Source organism: Shewanella frigidimarina NCIMB 400, from assembly GCF_000014705.1.
Taxonomy (GTDB): domain Bacteria; phylum Pseudomonadota; class Gammaproteobacteria; order Enterobacterales; family Shewanellaceae; genus Shewanella; species Shewanella frigidimarina.
In genome coordinates, this window is the sequence record NC_008345.1 from 3948646 (window position 1) to 3967234 (window position 18589).

Genomic DNA, 18589 nt, shown 5'->3' on the forward strand with positions numbered 1-18589 from the left:
GTAACAGAATACGTGATAATGAACCCGAAGATATAAATTCGAAAACGCTTTATAAATACAAAAAGTTATCCAAAAGTTCATGGCCTTGCTGAGTCAAAATAGATTCAGGATGAAACTGGACGCTGTAAATACGTAACGCGTCATGGCTCATCGCCATAATTTCACGGCCATAAATTGGGTCATCAAACCACGCATCCAGACTAAAGCCATGAGGTACATGGTTAATCAACAATGAATGATAACGAGTAACCTGCAGAGGTAATGCTAATTGACGGAATAATCCCTGTTGATTATGTTCAATCAAGCTGGTTTTACCGTGCATAACACGTTTGGCACGCACAACATCAACACCAAACACTTGTGCGATAGCTTGATGTCCTAAACACACACCAAGAATAGGAATTTTACCGGCAAAATGTTTAATAGCTGCAAGTGAAATACCCGCTTCATTAGGAGTGCATGGACCAGGAGAAATAATCAAATGTGTAGGTGCTAAAGCTTCAATTTGTTCAATGCTGATTTCATCATTACGTTTAACCAGTATCTCTTGCCCCAGAGCTTGGAAGTACTGAACTAAGTTAAACGTAAAAGAATCATAATTATCAATCATCAACAACATTATGGGTTCCAGTTGCGCTATAAATGTTTGTAGCACATCAATTTTAGCTTAAAAAAAACCAGCCTTGCGACTGGTTTTATGTAATGTTAACTAACCGCTACTTCACCACAGTTAAATGGTTTTTACGCTTAGTTTTATCATCAGGCTTTGTCGATTTAGACGATGGTGGCAATGTCGAAGTGTCATCAACAGATTTCATTGATGGCGGTACAGATGATAACTCATCATGTTCACCTTCGATCATATATGCATCTTCCATATCAAACACCGTGCCAGCACCGTTTTCACGAGCGTAAATGGCCACGATCGATGCCATAGGCAAAAACACATTCTGTGGTACACCACCAAAACGTGCATTAAACTCTACTGCATCATTAGACATGTGAAGATTAGCCACCGCTCCGGTTGCAATATTCAAGACGATTTGACCGTCTTTGACAAATTGCTGCGGAACCTGCGTACCGTTAACAAATGCATCCACGACTACGTGTGGCGTCAAATGGTTATCCATCAACCACTCGTAGTAAGCACGCAACAAATATGGACGATTAGCTGTTATTGGTTTCATTACATGCCCATGCGCATTTCGCGCTCAGCCTCAGTTAACGATGCCTTAAATGATTCACGTTCAAAAATACGTGTCATGTAAGCACTGATATCTTTCGATGTACGTGGGTCTAAGTGAATGCCTAATACTGGTAGACGCCACAATAATGGGCCTAAGTAGCAATCAGATAAACCAAACTCTTCGCTCATGAAGTATGGCATTTCAGCAAATACTGGCGCTAAAGCAATTAAGCTTTCCATTAACTCTTTACGCGCTGCATCAGCCTTTTCACCTTTACGGATACGCTCTACAAGCGCATACCAATCGGTGTCGATTCTGTGCATCATTAAACGGCTTTGGCCGCGAGATACCGGATATACAGGCATTAATGGAGGATGTGGAAAACGCTCATCCAAATATTCCATAATAATGCGTGATTCGTACAACACTAGTTCACGATCAACTAAAGTCGGTACAGAGTTGTATGGATTTACTTCAAGTAAATCTTCAGGCATTTCACTTGGGTCTACCTGTAAAACATCAACGGTAACCCCTTTTTCAGCCAATACGATACGTACTTGGTGACTATATAAATCATCGGCACCAGAAAAAAGTGTCATGATAGAGCGCTTGTTGGCAGCAACAGCCATTGATACCCTCCAGAATCTAGAAAAAACAAAACAAACGAGGGGCTAAGCCCCCCGTTTACAAAATGCGGATAATGTATATTAACCGTTATTGATGGCTAGTGCACATCTTTCCAGTATTCTTTCTTCAACAAATAAGCAATGATGAAGAAAATAAACAAGAATCCAAGTACCCACCAACCTAAAGCTTCACGCTCTAACTGAACTGGTTCAGCTGAATAAACTAAGAAACCCGTGATATCACGAACGACTTGGTCGTATTCTTCTGCCGTCAATTTGCCACCTGTGGTAACAAGATTACCATCTTTATCTTTTACAAGAGATGCATTACCAGCTTCATCTTTCGTAACAGTAGCAAGACCTTGTAAGTCTTGTAAAACATGTGGCATACCCACTGATGGGAACACTGTGTTGTTCACACCAAATGGACGAGTCTCATCTGCGTAGAAACCTTTTAGGTATGAAAATACCCAATCAGCACCACGAACACGAGCAACCAACGTTAAATCAGGAGGCGCTGCACCAAACCATTTAGCGGCATCTGGAGTAGGAATAGCGTTTTCCATTAAATCACCGATTTTTGCACCAGTGAACATGTACTTGTTACGCATATCATCGTTAGAGATGCCTAAATCAGTTGCAACACGCTCGTAGCGTTGGTATTGAGTGCTGTGACAACCAGAGCAATAGTGTTGGAATGAATCCAAACCACGCTCTAATGACGCTTTATCATGCAAGTCAACGTTAGCTCTTTCTAAGTGAACACTATGTCCACTTGCTGCCATTGCGAGAGATGGCAGCAATGTAACTAATGCAATTAATAACTTTTTCATTAGTGTGTCACCCTCGTTGGGACTTCTTTTGTTTTCTCATTCTTACTGTAAACCCATAAGGCTACGAAGAAAGCAAAGTAAGTGAAAGTGAATACACGTGCCGCAATAGTTAGCTCAGGCGTTGCAGGAACTACACCTAAATATCCTAAAATAATGAACGACACAGTAAATTGTGCAATGTTGATCTTGTGGATCATGCTGCGATAGCGAATAGACTTCACTTTACAACGATCAAGCCAAGGCAGTAGGAATAACACTGCAATTGACAGACCCATACCAATAACGCCCACTAATTTATCAGGGATAGCACGTAAAATGGCATAAAAAGGTGTGAAGTACCAAACTGGCGCAATGTGTTCAGGTGTTTTCATTGGATTAGCCGCTTCAAAGTTTGGCTTTTCAAGGAAATATCCACCGCCTTCAGGCATGAAGAACAACACATAACAGAACACGATTAAGAACCCAGCGACACCCATAATATCTTTTACAGTGTAGTAAGGGTGGAATGGAATACCATCAATAGGCCATCCGTTCTCATCTTTGTTCTTTTTAATTTCAACACCATCAGGGTTATTCGAGCCCACTTCATGTAAGGCGATTAGGTGTAAGAACACCAATACAACCAATACAAGTGGTAGCGCAATAACGTGCAATGCGAAGAAACGGTTTAGTGTTGCACCTGAAATAACGTAATCACCACGGATCCACAATGTTAGGTCATCACCAATAACAGGAATGGCACCAAACAAAGAGATAATCACCTGCGCACCCCAGTAAGACATTTGTCCCCAAGGTAGTAAGTAACCCATAAATGCTTCAGCCATCAGCACAAGGAATATCAACATACCAAACAGCCATAATAGCTCTCTTGGTTTTTGATAAGAACCGTAAATTAACCCACGGAACATGTGCATATAGATGACAAAGAAAAATGCCGATGCACCTGTAGAGTGCATGTAACGTAGCAACCAACCGTAATCAACATCACGCATGATGTACTCAACAGAAGCGAACGCGCCTTCTGCTGTTGGTACGTAATTCATGGTTAACCAAATACCAGTTAGTAATTGGTTAACTAAAACTAATAGCGCTAATGAACCAAAGAAATACCAAAAGTTAAAATTCTTTGGTGTCGCATACTGTCCAACATGGCGGTTGTATGTAGCCGTCATTGGGATGCGAGCATCAATCCAATCAATAATATTCTTAACCATTACGCCGCTCCTGTATCTACACCGATGATAACGTTGGCATCATCGACATATTTGTGCGGTGGGATCACTAAGTTTAGTGGTGCTGGAACACCCTGGAATACACGACCAGCCATGTCAAATTTAGAACCATGACAAGGACAGAAGAAACCAGAAGTTACACCTTCAACCTGCTCACCGAATGAATCAGGCAGATAAGTTGGTGAACAACCTAAGTGAGTACAGATACCGACTGCAATAAAAAATTCAGGCTTAATAGAACGCGCAGGGTTAGTTGCATATTCTGGTTGCTGCATTTCTTCTGAAGCAGGATCGCGTAATTTGCTGTCTAATGTTTTAAGATTATTTAGCACAGCTTCTGTACGACGAACGACCCAAACCGGTTTTCCGCGCCATTCGACACGAATTAACTGACCTGGTTCTACTTTACTAATATTTACTTCGACCGGCGCACCTGCAGCTTTCGCCTTGGCGCTCGGATTCCATGACTTGATGAAAGGAACCGCTACAGCGACGGCACCAGCACCACCTACTACGGCGGTTGCGGCTGTCAGGAATCTGCGACGTCCGGTATCGACTGGCGCATTGCTCATCCACTTATCTCCCAGAGGGTGTTGGAATTTTTATATTTCAATACTTTAGCGACCATAAATGGTGAAACGCTAAAATCATAGTTTGAGGCGGTGCTCATTATAGCGAAAAATTAGAACCAGATCATAGTGAAAACACACATCTAAGATGAGGATATTAACATTTTTTTCAAAAACGCTTACAAATCAGTCATCTTATAACAATTAGCAGCAGCTTAATTAGCTGTAAAAAGTCTTATAAATACATTTAAAACAATAAATTATTAATCATAAATAATAAAAGACATCGGAAAGATGCATTAATGTGATTTGCGACCACTTTTGGGAAAACAGAATTCATACTAAAAACATTATATTACAGGCACAAAAAAGCTCGGTAAAAACCGAGCTTTTTAATGCAAAAACATACGCGGGTATTATTTACCGTTTGATGATTTCATGTACTTGAAGAAATCACCTTCTGGCTCTAACACCATAATGTCATTTTTACCGGCAAAACTGTCTTTGTACGCTTCTAAGCTACGTAAAAAACTATAAAACTCAGCATCTTTACTGTAGGTATCAGCATAAATCTTTGCCGCTAATGCATCACCTTCACCACGAATGGTAAGGGCTTTACGTTCAGCTTCAGCAATCTTTACTGTCACATTGGCATCAATAGTCGCACGGATAATTTCAGCTTGCTCTTTACCTTGCGCACGGTGCTCTTTCGCCACAGCTTGACGTTCAGCACGCATACGTTGGTAAATACTAGTACTGACATTAGCAGGTAAGTTAATTTGCTTTACACGCACATCAACCACTTCAATACCTAGATTCTCGGCACTTTCAGAAGCATTTTCTAATGCATCGGTTTGCAATTCATCACGCTTACCTGAAACAATTTCTTTGATTGTGCGACGACCAAATTCAGTACGTAAATCGTTGCTAATTTTGGCTTGTAATAAGCTTTCTGCATTGGCTTTAATACCGCCATTAGTAGAAAGATAGTACTTTTCAAAATCACGAATACGCCACTTAACATAAGAGTCGACCATTAAGTCTTTCTTTTCAGAAGTCACAAAACGATCCGCAGCACCGTCCAATGTCTGGATGCGAGAATCCAAATATCGAACTTTATCTACCAAGGGCAATTTAAAGTGAAGGCCTGGTGCAAAAACAGTTGTTGCGCCATCTTCTTTAAGCACTTTACCGAAACGTGCAACAATCGCGCGTTCACCTTCGCTTACCACCATCAAAGAGGAAAAGCTCACCCCTAAAATGATCACGAGAATGATCAGAGCTAATCTACCCATTGTTAGTTCCTCCCTTGGCGAATACGATCTTCGCGGCTGAGACGACCATCAGTCGGCATGCTAGTAATCGGCGTATCAACACCACTACTAGAAACAGAATTGATGTGACGTTCGACCTCAGGTTCTACTTGATTGCGCAGACTCTTAGAAGAATCCATCAACTTATCCAAAGGTAAATACATCAGATTGCCGCTATTCTTAGTGTCGATAAGTACTTTATTAGTATCAGCCAACACAGATTGCATCGCATCAATGTATAAACGATTTCGGGTTACACCTGGAGCAGCTTTATACTCAGGTAATAACTTCTCAAATCGAGCGACTTTACCTCTAGCTTCAAGAACTTCACGCTCTTTGTAAGCACTAGCTTGTTGTGCCATACGTTCGACAGTACCACGCGCTTTAGGTTCGATTTCACGAGCATAAGCTTCAGCTTCGCGAATAAAACGCTGTTCATCTTCCTGAGCAGAGATTGCATCATCAAATGCATCTTTGACTTCTTCAGGAGGACGAGCTGGTAAAAAGTTAACGTCACGAATTTGTAAGCCTAGTTTATACGGTTCAATAATACGCTCTAACTCAGTCCAAGTGTCACGACGAATAGCATCACGACCAGTGGTTAAAATGTCATCCATACGATTATGACCAATGACATAACGTAACGCACTATCTGTCGCTTCACGTAAACTCGAATTGGCATCAACAGCACTGTACAGATATGAATAAGCATCTGATACGCTGTATTGAACCACAAGTTCAACATTCACGATGTTTTCATCAGATGTCAGCATTCTGCCAGACGCAGGAATCGAACGGAACGTTTCCACATCAACCATTGTCACTTCGTCAATAAAAGTGGCTTTCCAATGTAAACCGGAACTCACTTCACCGATGTGTTGACCAAAACGGAGTAACACTCCACGCTCAGCTTCTTTGACCGTATATAAGCCAGACAATGCCCAAATAACTAAGGCAATCAAGGCAATTACAATCAGTAAAGATGAATTAAATGGCTGACCAGTGGCGCTACCGCCCCCCTTGCCACCAAAGCGTTTTGATAGGTTACGAAATACTTCGTCAAGATCTGGTGGCCCTTTATCGTTACCACCTTTATTTCCCCAAGGGTCTTTGTTTCCCTTGTTACCGGGCTCATTCCAAGCCATTTAGCACTCCATAATTGGATGAAATAAATGAGATTAACAAGTGACGTCTACTTCTGAAGGTTCAAAAATAAATGCCTCTAATTCCCCCTGACTCTGTTTAGCTAACCGGCGCCAATTGGCGTCCGATAAACGAACAGATAAAATACAGTTCCCCAGATCGTCATACTCTTTCTGCTGTATTGCATCCAGTCGATAAAACTGGCCAAGATAATGTCCTGCTGATGCAGGTATTTTCAATGTAAGCTCGCAAATCACTTCACCGATTAATTCGGTTATCGCTTTCAGCAGCAAATCAAATCCAATGCGTTTTTGCGCAGAGACCCAAACCCTCTCAGGTTTACCGTCTTCATCGTAATCGATACGAGGCGCGAAATCTTCAAGTAAATCTATCTTATTGCATACAATCAATTGAGTGATTTCATCTGCATCAATTTCTTCCAATACTTTTTGTACTTGGTCAAAATTTTCAGTCATATTGTCATCAGCACAATCAACGACATGCAAAAGAATTTCAGCTTGTCGAGTTTCTTGTAATGTGGCTTTAAATGCTGCGACGAGATCATGAGGTAAATGACGAATAAACCCAACTGTATCCGCTAAAATGACCGCACCATCAGGTAACGATAATTTACGCAGTGTCGGATCTAATGTTGCAAATAACTGATCAGCAGCATAAACATCCGATGACGTTAGTGCATTAAATAATGTCGATTTACCCGCATTTGTATAACCTACTAAAGACACAGTCGCTAAATCACTGCGCTTACGAGCTCGTCGGCTTTGCTCGCGTTGTTTATCTACTTTGTCGAGGCGACGATTGATATTCTTGATCCGGCCTCGTAATAAACGTCGGTCTGTTTCAAGCTGGGTCTCACCCGGCCCTCGCATCCCGATACCACCTTTTTGTCGCTCTAAATGAGTCCAACCACGAATTAGGCGTGTCGACATGTGGCGCAATTGCGCTAGCTCCACTTGCATCTTGCCTTCATGAGTTCTCGCTCGTTGAGCAAAAATATCAAGAATCAACGTAGTTCGATCTAAGACTCGGCACTGACACACCACTTCAAGATTACGTTCTTGAGCAGGACTTAATGCATGATTAAAAATCACTACATTGGCTTCAGTAGCAGCGACCATAGCAGCAAGTTCTTCTGCTTTGCCGGAACCAATAAAAAACTTTCGGTCCGGCGAGCGTCTGCTGCCAGTAATCACTCCAACAGAGCGAGCACCAGCAGATTCAACTAACAACTGTAATTCAATTAGATCTTCACGACGCTCTTCGTCTGAAAAGTCTATATGAACCAATACAGCTGTTTCACCCGCTTCATAACGATCAAACAAAAATTATATTCCTTTTCAAATTATTCAGCATCGCTTTCTTCACCATGGGCAGTACCCTGGTGAGCAGAAACATTAAATGGGCGTGCTGGTACAACTGTTGAAATAGCGTGTTTGTAAACCATTTGGCTTACAGTATTTTTCAACAAGATAACAAATTGATCAAATGACTCAACTTGGCCTTGTAATTTAATACCATTCACTAAATAGATAGAGACTGGTACACGCTCTCGACGCAATGCGTTCAAAAATGGGTCTTGTAAAGATTGCCCCTTAGCCATTTCAATTTCCTTTTTTATTTTAAAATATGTTGAATTAAGTTTTATTGTTTAGTTTTAGTATTATACAGCAACAGCTAATAAGCTAGCGGCTTTGTCGCATAAGCGTAACTAAATTCCCTTCTACACCACTTTCAAGCCACTGTAAATCTGGCCAGCTCCTCAACCATGTTAATTGACGTTTAGCCAATTGCCTAGTAGCTGCGGTAGCTTTTTCGACCATTGTCGCATGATCAAATTCATTATCTAAGTACTGCCAGCACTGTCTGTAACCAACACAACGCATTGATGGTAGCTCTAAATGCAAATCATCACGCGCTTTCAAACGCGCAACTTCTTCGATAAAACCTTGCTCTAACATGATATTAAAACGCTTAGCGATTAACTCATGTAAAACTTTTCGATCGTTTGGTGCAATAGCAAATTGCACTACATCATACGGCAAAGCGGCTGACTTAGTTTGTGTCAATTCAGTCATTGTTTTGCCACTGATCCGATAAACCTCTAATGCTCTTGACAACCGTTGTGGATCGTTTGGATGAATTCTTTCTCCAGCAACAGGGTCTATGTTACATAATTCTTGATGCAGCGCTTCCCAACCCTCGGTTTGCGCTTGCGCTAATATTTGTTGCCTAATGGCTTCATCAGCACTAGGTAATGGTGATAAGCCTTCTAACAATGCCTTAAAGTACATCATGGTACCACCCACGAGTAAAGGGGTCTTACCACGGCTAATGATGTCTTCTATAGCCAATAATGCATCACGGCGAAAATCTGCCGCTGAATAACTCTCACTTGGGTCAAGAATATCAATTAATTTATGCGGAGCCATTTCCAGTTCTTCAGCACTGGGTTTAGCAGACCCAATATTCATATCACGGTATATCAATGCAGAATCCACTGAGATAATTTCGCAATTATATTGAGTCGCCATATCAATGGCTAATGCCGTTTTGCCTGAGGCGGTAGGCCCCATTAAAAATATCACTTTCGGCTTATCGACACTATTCACGTTAATTATCTTTCATCCAATTTTGCCAAGGTATTATGCGTTCTTGGGCATAGCAAGTTTGTTGTGTTTCATCGTCAAGTGAACAAAATTGTAGCCATAAAGCTTGAGCTGGCTCAAATTGCGATAAACTTTGTTGTGCCAGCCAACCGACGATGGCGCTCTGGGTAGGTTGCTCTAATTGTATCCATTGCAGTAACTCTGGAATCACAATTGCAAGTTGGCATTCCCTCAAATATGGGGGCACTTTTTTAATAATCAACTGTTGGAAGCGAATTGTTAGCTCAATACCCATTTGACGCAGTAATTGATCACGAACAGCTAAGGTTTCTATCCAATCCAAATCTGCTGCTATAGACACAGGCATTAACAAAGGCTGCGACACTAAACCGTTAGCTAATTTGGTTTCAACATCTTTCTTTCTTACTGCCAATAACACGCTTTTTATTGGCAGTAATGACAACTTATCATCTTTACAGATAACCCAATGCTCACCCGCTAACAACGGCGGCATAGTAACTTGAGGGGCTGCCTCATGAACATAGGATACCGCGCTATTCATCGGGGTATGCAACAATTGCCCATAATTGGCAATGGCCGTTTTCGTCTGGGCAGAAGATGCACTAGAAGGCTTTTTATCATAACTAGGCTTAATTGCAGCTGAATAACCTCCAGATAAGCCATTATTCTTTCCAGGGACATGCATCGAGCCAAATTGGCTAACGCTGTTAATCGCCTTACTCGAGCCATGATTAAGTGTAAATTCATCTTCTGCGGTATCGACGACTTTCACATCATGCATCAAGTTCGATTCTGTGTGCATTGGGGCAACATTATCATGATGTTCTAATTCATCAGACAGAGGTAGTGCTGGCATTTCTACTAATGCCGAGCGCACAGCTTGAAGGATAAAGTCGTGTACATAACGAGATTGATGAAACCGCACTTCATGCTTGGCAGGATGCACATTGACATCAACTTGATGTGGGTCAAGTGATAACATCAACACATAGCCCGGCTGATGCTCAATACCATATTCAGCAAAAGCTTGTTTTACGGCATGGTTAACCAATCGGTCTCTAATTAATCGTCCATTGACATAAAAAAAGTTGGTGTCAGTGATAACAGTGTCTTGTGGCGACTGCAGATAACCGGTTAATACGAAATCATCATGCTCACAGGCAATGCTCAATGCTTGATCTGCAAACGCTCTACCGCAAATTTGCGCCAAACGTTGTTGGGTTTGAATGTCAGTATTTGCAGGACGATACTGACGCACTAACTTAGCGTTGTGTGTCAGGGTAAAATGAATATCGCTACGAACAATGGCTATACGTTTTAACCACTCATCAATATGAGTAAATTCAGTTTTATCACTTTTTAAAAAACGGCGTCTGGCGGGAGTATTAAAAAATAAATCAACCACTTCAATAGTCGAACCTTGTGGATGCGCAGCAGGAGTCACTTTCACGTCCATTTGCGAGCCTTCAGCATAGGCCTGCCAAGCTTCAGATTGCTCAGCGGTTTTCGAAGTTAATGTTAATCGCGACACTGAACTAATACTGGCCAAGGCTTCCCCCCGAAAACCAAAGCTTAAAATAGCTTCTAGGTCATCGAGCGTATGTACTTTTGAGGTTGCGTGACGCGATAACGCCAATGCCAACTCATCTTTAGCAATACCCGCACCATTATCGCGAATACGTATAAGCTTACTGCCGCCTTTATCGATATCGATATCAACTCTAGTCGCACCAGCATCAAGGCTGTTTTCAACCAGTTCTTTAACCACAGAAGCCGGGCGTTCAACGACCTCACCGGCTGCGATTTGGTTTGCAAGTTGAGGAGGTAGCAGCTGAATCGCCATATTAAGCCCTTGGGATCACAAGATGTTGACCAACACGTACCACGTCCGACTTCAAGTTATTGGCCTGCTTTAAACGTGAAATAGAAACGCGATATCGCTGGGCGATAACAGACAGTGACTCACCGCGTTGCACTTTATGCTTTTGTGCTTGCGAGCTACTAGATCGCGCTTTCGCAATCAATGTATCGCTGGGCGCATTACTAGCAAAATAACGTTGCACCCCCGAATGGATGGCGCGTGCTATTTTTTCTTGATGTGCCGGGCTTCTGAGTAAACGCTCTTCTTGTGGATTAGAAATAAAACCGGTTTCCACTAAAATAGAAGGAATGTCCGGTGATTTAAGTACCGCCAAACTCGCAGCTTCTGGTTTATGTTTATGTAATTTGGTGACACCGTTGAGATCTTTTAATACATCGCCAGCAATAGAATTACTTATCGCCATAGAACTATTCATCGACATATCTAAAAGGGTCATAGCTAAATATTGCTCGCTATCAGAATTTTGAATAATTTCTCCAGCACCACCTAATAGCTCAGAGTGCTTCTCTTTTTGCTCAAGCCAACGACCAATTTCAGTATTTGCACGGCGCATAGATAATACCCAAACCGAAGCGCCCTGAGGCTTAGGAGAAGTAAATGCATCTGCATGAATTGAAATCAATAAATCTGCTTTAATATTACGAGCCAACTCAGAACGTTTATTGGGATGAATATAATAATCACCACGCCGTGTCATCACTGCACGCATTCCTGCAGTTTGATTAATTTTACTGGCTAAACGAGTTGCTATTTCCATCACCACACGCTTTTCGTAAGTACCGGAGGGACCAATTGATCCTGGGTCTTCACCACCGTGTCCAGCATCAATGGCAACCACAATGTCTCTAGATGACTGATTAGCAGAGCGACTAACCGCATTCACCGTTGGCGACTCGCCGTTAGAATCTTCTAAGTCGACGACAAGGCGGTTTCCATATGGAGCAGTAGGAGGCAAAGTAAATAGACTGGATTTTACCGGTTTAGTTAAATCCATAACCAGGCGCAATACACCTTTTTTAGGTGGAGAGCTAAAACGTATCTTTTTGATAATTTTACTGTTGTTAGCTATTTTATCTAAATTAATCTTGGCGCCAGTATCTTGAATATCGACCACTAAACGATGAGGGCCGGTTAAGGTAAAACTGTCATAATTAGGGGTTTGGGTTAAATCAAATACGACTCGCGTCGATTCTGGGGCAGCCCAAATGCGCACGCTATCAAGTTGGTTGGCAGCCCAAACCACATTAGACTGCAAAAACAACAGCATGAAGACTACAGAGGTAAAAAACGTATTTTTTAAAGTCATTATTATTTTATTTTATATTATTCAAAATGGCCTGCCCTGCAGGGGATAAAGCTTGTAATTCAATTTGTCTTTGAGATTCTTTATAACGCAAATGCAAATGGATGTCAGCCTCAGGGAGTAATCCATGACCATTATCAGGCCATTCAACTAGACACACACTTCTGGCAGTAAAATAATCACGGATACCCATATACTCGAGCTCTTCTGGGTCGGCTAATCGATATAGGTCAAAATGAAATACGTCCATATCATTAAATTCATAGGGTTCGACCAAGGTGTATGTCGGACTTTTCACCGCGCCTTGATGACCTAAACTTTGAATAATGCCTCGACTAAACGTTGTTTTACCTGCCCCTAAATCCCCCGTAAGATAAATAGTGAGTGGCGGCTTTATCCACTGCGCAATTTGTTGTCCAAGGGCAACAGTAGCTTGTTCATTTTCAAGGGTTTTAAACAGCGATGTCATGTGTAAAGTCAGCTTCCATAAAAAAGAGATACAAGAATGCTAAATATACCAGAAGTTACCGGGGAACTCCCACTGTTATAGTGGTTATTTTTTGTTAATAAAAAAACCAGCTACTGGGAATAGCTGGCAAAATCACACTTCAGGAAGTTATATTAAAATTTCAACGCCTCGTTTAAATGTCATCCATACGGATTGTGCTATGAACTAAACGTTTTTGTTGAGTTTGTGCAACACGGACTAAGTCCATTAATGCACTTTTAATTTCATCAGTTGGACTACTATTAGCTGTTTTTTCAAGTAAAGCGATTAAGCGGTTTTCTAGGTCTAAATGCAACTCAAGCACTTCGTCTTCTTTCATATTGGCAGGGAGTGAAGTTTCATTGCAACGCTTACTAAAATCTTCAAACGTAATATCTTTGTACCAAGTATTTAATATTCTTGACGGTGCATCTTCAAGATAGCTTTCTAACGTTTCGTAAATATGTCTTTGATGTTGTTGAAAATAGGTCAACATCATTTTTACTCTAGAAGAATCCGCATTACGATCTAAGCGCTTATATAATTTCTCCATATCGAGATGGCAATTAGCAACGTAATCAAGTAGCTCACTTAGTTGTTGGATCCGCATAAAACTCACCTCGTTTAAAGCCCTAACTTCTTAGGAAAATCTATCTTAAGTTGATTATCAAAGATTACAGCAGTAAATGATTTGAACCAGATCATGTTTTACTTCACCAATATGCTCTTACTTTAGAGATCCATGAAGAAGTGAGTACTAGATCACTTATTTGTTGATTGCAAAACGATTTGCTCAAACACAAATGGTGCAAATTTATTAAAATAATAAGGTTCAGGCTGAGTTAGACTCGGATTGATGGCCATTAAAAATGTAGATCGAGCTATACGTTTCTCAATAATGGTTCGAACGGATGACCGCTTTATGACGTCTAGCTTGGCAAACAAAAAGGTATCGCATTTTCTAAAAGCGCAACTGAGCTAATGTTGCAAATCAAAAATCAATTCAGGTTTAACGCTTAGATTTTTGGTTAGGAATTTTTAGCAGGAAGAGTTTGAAACGAGAAGATTGATTTGGAGCGACCTTTATTTTCACAAAGACAGGTTCGAACTGATGACCGCTTTATAACGTCTAGCTTGGCAAACAAAAAGGTATCGTATTTTCTAAGGGCGCAACTGAGCTAACGTTGCAGTTCAAACTAGGGATTTCAAACTAGCGAAGTGATTTGGAGCGACATATCAGGTTCGAACTGATGACCTATACCTTGGCAAGGTATCGCTCTACCAACTGAGCTAATGTCGCGTACTGGTTGCTTCATTGTAACAATCAGCAAGGTATCGTCTTTCAACCTATACCAACTGAGCTAATGTCGCATTTCAAATCATATAAGAAACGTGCAAGAATTTGGAGCGACATATCAGGTTCGAACTGATGACCTATACCTTGGCAAGGTATCGCTCTACCAACTGAGCTAATGTCGCGTACTAGTTGCTTCATTGTAACAATCAACAAGGTATCGTCTTTCAACCTATGCCAACTGAGCTAATGTCGCATTACAAAATCATGCTGAAATTTGGAGCGACATATCAGGTTCGAACTGATGACCTATACCTTGGCAAGGTATCGCTCTACCAACTGAGCTAATGTCGCGTACTGGTTGCTTCATTGTAACAATCAACAAGGTATCGTCTTTCAACCTATGCCAACTGAGCTAATGTCGCGTACTTTCAAATTTCATTACAACTTTCTATGACTCAGAGTTTGGCGCTCTGTAGAAAGTTGAGGCCGCATTATAGGTAAATTTTACTATGCTGCAACCCCCTTTTTAAAAAAAATTGTTCGATTGGTTAAATTTTAAATACTTCTTTGCGATAAAACTGCATTTCAGCAATAGATTCCTTAATATCTTCTAATGCTTGGTGAGTATTTTTCTTGCTGAAGCCATTCATTGTTTCAGGACTCCAACGACGAACCAATTCTTTAACTGTGCTGACATCAATATTGCGATAATGAAAGAACTCTTCAAGTTCCAACATGTACTTATTCAAAAAGCGACGATCTTGACCAATACTATTACCGCACATTGGCGATGCGCCTTTAGGCACGTACTGAGCTAAAAAATCAATCGTTTGTGCTATCGCATCTTGTTCAGAACATTTACTGGCACGCACACGGTCAACTAATCCAGACTCTCCGTGATGTTTTTGGTTCCAATCATCCATGCCTGCTAGTACTTCATCGGTCTGATAAATGGCTAGAACAGGGCCTTGAGCAATGATATTGAGTTCTTGATCGGTCACTAAGGTTGCAATTTCAATGACTCGATCGACATCTGGTTCTAAGCCTGTCATTTCCAAATCAACCCAAATTAGATTATTCGCATCAACAGCCATTTATGCCGCCTTATGTTATCTGTCGCCTAAATTCAGGCATTTTTATAAAAGAGTGTGTATCATACTGTTTTTTTGACACACAAAAAAACACCTATTTAATGAAGATAAGCCAGTGAGTAAAAAGAAACCCCTAAGCCAAGGCCAATTACGCCGAATGCGAGCGAATCAAACCAAGCGATTAAAGCGCGGTGACGATGACACTCAACAAGCTGAGTTACAGGATAACCTCTTAGGCCCTGAGCAAGCTGGAGTGGTTATTTCGCGCTTTGGTCAGCATGCCGACATAGAAACGGCTGACGGTACTGTATCGCGGTGTAATATTCGCCGGGCAGTAACCAGTTTAGTTACTGGTGATAAAGTGGTGGTCAGACTAGCGACAGAAGTCCAATCTGGCTCCAGTATCGGTGGTATTGTCATCGCCGTTCACCCTCGAAAATCTTCTTTAACTCGACCAGATTTATACGACGGCGTAAAAATTATTGCCGCCAACATCGATCAAATCTTAATTGTGTCATCGGTATTGCCCAGCTTTACCACTCAAATTATTGACCGATACTTAGTGGCTTCAGAAGATACTGATATCACACCAATCATCATTTTGAATAAAATTGATTTATTGGATGAGACTAATCGTGAAGAAATTGAAACAGCCTTAACGCGTTACCAAAATATTGGTTATCAAGTTTTCCGCGTCAGTAGTCACACAGGTGAAGGCGTTGAAGACCTAAAAGAATTACTCAATAACAGCGTCAGTGTTTTTGCTGGTCAGTCTGGTGTTGGCAAGTCGTCATTAATCAATGCATTAATGCCTGATGCTGAACTATTGATCGGAGATGTGTCTGGCAACTCAGGTTTAGGACAGCACACTACGACCACGGCCAAATTACTGCACTTTGTCAGCGGCGGTGATTTAATCGATTCCCCCGGTGTTCGCGAATTTGCCTTATGGCATTTAGATGCCATAAGAGTGGGCTGGTGTTTTGTTGAGTTTAGAGACTTTTTAGGATCGTGTAAGTTCCGTGATTGTAAACATGGCGACGACCCAGGTTGTGCTTTACAGCAGGCTTTAGCTGATGGAAAGATAACCCAAGACCGCTTTAGTAATTACCAACGTATTATTGCCAGTTTAGACGAGCAACGTCATGCACGACATTTCCGTGCTATTGATGAATAATACTCAATAGAATAATATTTTATGGTTCAACCAGATTAGAGAAAAGGGAAACACATTGGACTCAATTAAAATTGCTTTGCAATACATGCTACCAAAACATTTTCTGTCGCGTTTAGTGGGCAAGTTTGCTGCAGCTGAAGCAGGTGCTATCACCACGGCAGTCATTAAATGGTTTATCAAACAGTACAAAATTGATATGTCTGAAGCACAGCAACCTGAGCCCGAAGCCTATAAGACTTTTAATGCATTTTTTACCCGCGCATTAAAGCCTGAACTAAGACCTATCTGCCAAGAAAGTAATATGATGGCGCACCCTGTTGACGGTGCGGTAAGCCAATGTGGTCCAATTGAAGCGGGCAATATTTTTCAGGCTAAAGGCCATAGTTACACCTCTGAAGCATTGTTAGGTGGTAATAAGACCGATGCAGCCCGTTTTGATGGTGGTGATTTTGCCACCATTTATTTGGCCCCAAAAGATTACCATCGCCTGCATATGCCTATTACAGGTACATTATCAAAAATGACTTACGTGCCAGGTGATTTATTCTCGGTTAATCCACTTACCGCTCAAAACGTGCCAGGACTGTTTGCCCGTAATGAACGTGTTGTGGCTATATTTGAAACCGAAGTAGGTCCACTTGCAATGGTACTGGTTGGTGCAACCATAGTTGCCAGTATTGAAACCATATGGTCCGGCACGGTAACGCCGCCAGGTGGTAAACAAGTATTTAGCTGGGACTATCCAACCACGGGTCCAGAAGCGGTCACCTTAGAAAAAGGCGCTGAAATGGGTCGCTTTAAATTAGGCAGTACTGTGGTGATGTTATTTGCCCAAGATGCTATTGAAACATTTGCAGATGGTGTAGAACCAGGTGAAACAACTCGCATGGGTCAGCCGTTCGCGAGACTCAAACAACAATAATCAACATGACACCAACTAAACCACACACTGGCTTAGTTGAGTTACATTTAGCCGTACTGCTCTTTGGTGGTACGGCTTTATTTTCTAAACTAATTCCCCTTAGCGCACTTAACATTACCTTTTTGCGCTGTATCATCGCCGCAATGGTACTCGCAGCAATTATCAAAGCGGCCAAACGCCCACTTAGGTTACAACGCCAACAAGATTATTGGGCGGCCTTAGCGTTAGGTACTCTAGTGTGTTTGCATTGGGTAACGTATTTTGCGGCTATGCAGTTGTCATCTGTCGCCATTGGTATGATTGCTTTTTTTACTTATCCGGTCATGACGGTATTAATCGAACCATTAATCAATAAAACTCAGCTAAAACCTGTCGATGTGATATCCGCTATCGCGGTATTAGCAGGAGTAATAATGCTGATCCCTGAGGCTAATCTGAATAATGACACCACCTTAGGCATTATCGTTGTCATTATTTCAGCAGCTTTATTTACCAGCAGAAATTTACTTCATAAACGAGTATTTTCGCAATATAGCGGTCCGCATGCTATGTTTTACCAAACACTGATAACCTTAATTCTATTGAGTCCATGGCAAGATGTTGCGGCCCAGCACATTAGCCAAACCACTTGGGGATTGATTCTGTTACTTGGCATCGTTTTCACCGCCTTACCTCATGCGTTATTTACTACAGCACTGCGTTTTTTAAGCGCGAAAACGGTGGGGTTAGTGTCGTGTTTACAGCCGTTTTATGGTGCAGTGCTCGCATTGTTGATTTTAGACGAGCAACTCACAACACCAACCCTTATCGGCGGAACCATTATTGTGGCAACGGCTTTATTTGAAACCCAACAAAGTCATCAAAAAAGTAGAGCATAAT

General features: G+C 41.5%; 19 protein-coding genes and 3 tRNA genes. 3 read left to right on the forward strand and 19 right to left on the reverse strand.

The window, feature by feature from the left end; translation table 11 throughout:
• Positions 1 to 49 precede the first annotated feature (49 nt).
• The 19 genes from SFRI_RS17025 to orn all read right to left on the reverse strand — a co-directional run bounded on the left by SFRI_RS17025 (position 50) and on the right by orn (position 15614).
• Positions 50 to 619, reverse strand: a complete 570-nt coding sequence (locus tag SFRI_RS17025) for an aminodeoxychorismate/anthranilate synthase component II (protein ID WP_011638741.1) — start codon at positions 617 to 619, stop codon at positions 50 to 52.
• Between the two features lie 97 nt (positions 620 to 716).
• A complete protein-coding gene (locus SFRI_RS17030) occupies positions 717 to 1187 on the reverse strand; it encodes a ClpXP protease specificity-enhancing factor (RefSeq protein WP_011638742.1) in 471 nt (156 codons plus the stop codon).
• Positions 1187 to 1816, reverse strand: a complete 630-nt coding sequence (gene sspA, locus SFRI_RS17035) for a stringent starvation protein SspA (RefSeq protein ID WP_011638743.1) — start codon at positions 1814 to 1816, stop codon at positions 1187 to 1189. The genes SFRI_RS17030 and sspA overlap by 1 nt, the downstream gene beginning before the upstream one ends.
• A 95-nt stretch (positions 1817 to 1911) precedes the next feature.
• Positions 1912 to 2646 carry a cytochrome c1 gene (locus SFRI_RS17040; protein ID WP_011638744.1) on the reverse strand — a complete coding sequence of 245 codons (735 nt, stop codon included), beginning with the start codon at positions 2644 to 2646 and terminating at the stop codon, positions 1912 to 1914.
• Positions 2646 to 3860 (reverse strand): cytochrome b, encoded by a 1215-nt coding sequence (locus tag SFRI_RS17045; RefSeq protein WP_011638745.1) that lies wholly within the window; start codon positions 3858 to 3860, stop codon positions 2646 to 2648. The genes SFRI_RS17040 and SFRI_RS17045 overlap by 1 nt, the downstream gene beginning before the upstream one ends.
• On the reverse strand, positions 3860 to 4450 hold the full coding sequence (gene petA, locus SFRI_RS17050) for a ubiquinol-cytochrome c reductase iron-sulfur subunit (protein WP_011638746.1): 591 nt from the start codon (positions 4448 to 4450) through the stop codon (positions 3860 to 3862). The genes SFRI_RS17045 and petA overlap by 1 nt, the downstream gene beginning before the upstream one ends.
• A gap of 413 nt (positions 4451 to 4863) precedes the next feature.
• On the reverse strand, positions 4864 to 5742 hold the full coding sequence (hflC, locus tag SFRI_RS17055) for a protease modulator HflC (RefSeq protein WP_011638747.1): 879 nt from the start codon (positions 5740 to 5742) through the stop codon (positions 4864 to 4866).
• Positions 5743 to 5744: 2 nt separating this feature from the next.
• On the reverse strand, positions 5745 to 6905 hold the full coding sequence (hflK, locus tag SFRI_RS17060) for an FtsH protease activity modulator HflK (RefSeq protein ID WP_011638748.1): 1161 nt from the start codon (positions 6903 to 6905) through the stop codon (positions 5745 to 5747).
• Between the two features lie 33 nt (positions 6906 to 6938).
• On the reverse strand, positions 6939 to 8246 hold the full coding sequence (gene hflX, locus SFRI_RS17065; protein WP_011638749.1) for a ribosome rescue GTPase HflX: 1308 nt from the start codon (positions 8244 to 8246) through the stop codon (positions 6939 to 6941).
• Positions 8247 to 8266: 20 nt separating this feature from the next.
• Positions 8267 to 8524 carry an RNA chaperone Hfq gene (hfq, locus tag SFRI_RS17070; protein ID WP_011638750.1) on the reverse strand — a complete coding sequence of 86 codons (258 nt, stop codon included), beginning with the start codon at positions 8522 to 8524 and terminating at the stop codon, positions 8267 to 8269.
• An 82-nt stretch (positions 8525 to 8606) separates the two neighbouring features.
• Complete coding sequence (miaA, locus tag SFRI_RS17075) at positions 8607 to 9533, reverse strand: tRNA (adenosine(37)-N6)-dimethylallyltransferase MiaA (protein ID WP_041413207.1); 927 nt, start codon at positions 9531 to 9533, stop codon at positions 8607 to 8609.
• Position 9534: 1 nt separating this feature from the next.
• Positions 9535 to 11394, reverse strand: coding sequence for a DNA mismatch repair endonuclease MutL (mutL, locus tag SFRI_RS17080; protein WP_011638752.1), 1860 nt, complete (start codon positions 11392 to 11394; stop codon positions 9535 to 9537).
• Between the two features lies 1 nt (position 11395).
• Complete coding sequence (locus SFRI_RS17085) at positions 11396 to 12739, reverse strand: N-acetylmuramoyl-L-alanine amidase (protein WP_011638753.1); 1344 nt, start codon at positions 12737 to 12739, stop codon at positions 11396 to 11398.
• 7 nt (positions 12740 to 12746) lie between these two features.
• Entirely contained in the window at positions 12747 to 13205 is a 459-nt protein-coding gene (gene tsaE, locus SFRI_RS17090) for a tRNA (adenosine(37)-N6)-threonylcarbamoyltransferase complex ATPase subunit type 1 TsaE (RefSeq protein ID WP_011638754.1), read from the reverse strand.
• Positions 13206 to 13377: 172 nt separating this feature from the next.
• A complete protein-coding gene (locus SFRI_RS17095; RefSeq protein ID WP_011638755.1) occupies positions 13378 to 13833 on the reverse strand; it encodes a ferritin family protein in 456 nt (151 codons plus the stop codon).
• A 614-nt stretch (positions 13834 to 14447) separates the two neighbouring features.
• Positions 14448 to 14523, reverse strand: a tRNA-Gly gene (locus tag SFRI_RS17100).
• A gap of 103 nt (positions 14524 to 14626) precedes the next feature.
• A tRNA-Gly gene (locus SFRI_RS17105) sits at positions 14627 to 14702 on the reverse strand.
• A gap of 93 nt (positions 14703 to 14795) precedes the next feature.
• Positions 14796 to 14871 (reverse strand) — tRNA-Gly (locus tag SFRI_RS17110).
• A 197-nt stretch (positions 14872 to 15068) separates the two neighbouring features.
• Complete coding sequence (gene orn / locus SFRI_RS17115; protein WP_011638756.1) at positions 15069 to 15614, reverse strand: oligoribonuclease; 546 nt, start codon at positions 15612 to 15614, stop codon at positions 15069 to 15071.
• Positions 15615 to 15726: 112 nt separating this feature from the next.
• Between orn and rsgA the strand changes: the two genes are divergently transcribed.
• The 3 genes from rsgA to SFRI_RS17130 are packed head-to-tail and all read left to right on the forward strand — an operon-like array spanning position 15727 to position 18588.
• Positions 15727 to 16788 carry a small ribosomal subunit biogenesis GTPase RsgA gene (gene rsgA, locus SFRI_RS17120; protein ID WP_011638757.1) on the forward strand — a complete coding sequence of 354 codons (1062 nt, stop codon included), beginning with the start codon at positions 15727 to 15729 and terminating at the stop codon, positions 16786 to 16788.
• 55 nt (positions 16789 to 16843) lie between these two features.
• Positions 16844 to 17710, forward strand: coding sequence for an archaetidylserine decarboxylase (gene asd / locus SFRI_RS17125; RefSeq protein WP_011638758.1), 867 nt, complete (start codon positions 16844 to 16846; stop codon positions 17708 to 17710).
• Positions 17711 to 17715: 5 nt separating this feature from the next.
• Positions 17716 to 18588, forward strand: coding sequence for a DMT family transporter (locus tag SFRI_RS17130; protein ID WP_011638759.1), 873 nt, complete (start codon positions 17716 to 17718; stop codon positions 18586 to 18588).
• Position 18589 lies beyond the last annotated feature (1 nt).

What these genes read in the sequence shown, in the direction of transcription:
- hfq (WP_011638750.1), bottom strand. Translation starts at nt 8,524, where the DNA reads ATGGCTAAGGGGCAATCTTTACAAGACCCATTTTTGAACGCATTGCGT.
- sspA (WP_011638743.1), bottom strand. Translation starts at nt 1,816, where the DNA reads ATGGCTGTTGCTGCCAACAAGCGCTCTATCATGACACTTTTTTCTGGT.
- hflK (WP_011638748.1), bottom strand. Translation starts at nt 6,905, where the DNA reads ATGGCTTGGAATGAGCCCGGTAACAAGGGAAACAAAGACCCTTGGGGA.
- orn (WP_011638756.1), bottom strand. Translation starts at nt 15,614, where the DNA reads ATGGCTGTTGATGCGAATAATCTAATTTGGGTTGATTTGGAAATGACA.
- SFRI_RS17095 (WP_011638755.1), bottom strand. Translation starts at nt 13,833, where the DNA reads ATGCGGATCCAACAACTAAGTGAGCTACTTGATTACGTTGCTAATTGC.
- SFRI_RS17085 (WP_011638753.1), bottom strand. Translation starts at nt 12,739, where the DNA reads ATGACTTTAAAAAATACGTTTTTTACCTCTGTAGTCTTCATGCTGTTG.
- tsaE (WP_011638754.1), bottom strand. Translation starts at nt 13,205, where the DNA reads ATGACATCGCTGTTTAAAACCCTTGAAAATGAACAAGCTACTGTTGCC.
- SFRI_RS17045 (WP_011638745.1), bottom strand. Translation starts at nt 3,860, where the DNA reads ATGGTTAAGAATATTATTGATTGGATTGATGCTCGCATCCCAATGACG.
- hflC (WP_011638747.1), bottom strand. Translation starts at nt 5,742, where the DNA reads ATGGGTAGATTAGCTCTGATCATTCTCGTGATCATTTTAGGGGTGAGC.
- mutL (WP_011638752.1), bottom strand. Translation starts at nt 11,394, where the DNA reads ATGGCGATTCAGCTGCTACCTCCTCAACTTGCAAACCAAATCGCAGCC.
- petA (WP_011638746.1), bottom strand. Translation starts at nt 4,450, where the DNA reads ATGAGCAATGCGCCAGTCGATACCGGACGTCGCAGATTCCTGACAGCC.
- SFRI_RS17025 (WP_011638741.1), bottom strand. Translation starts at nt 619, where the DNA reads ATGTTGTTGATGATTGATAATTATGATTCTTTTACGTTTAACTTAGTT.
- SFRI_RS17040 (WP_011638744.1), bottom strand. Translation starts at nt 2,646, where the DNA reads ATGAAAAAGTTATTAATTGCATTAGTTACATTGCTGCCATCTCTCGCA.
- SFRI_RS17030 (WP_011638742.1), bottom strand. Translation starts at nt 1,187, where the DNA reads ATGAAACCAATAACAGCTAATCGTCCATATTTGTTGCGTGCTTACTAC.
- SFRI_RS17130 (WP_011638759.1), top strand. Translation starts at nt 17,716, where the DNA reads ATGACACCAACTAAACCACACACTGGCTTAGTTGAGTTACATTTAGCC.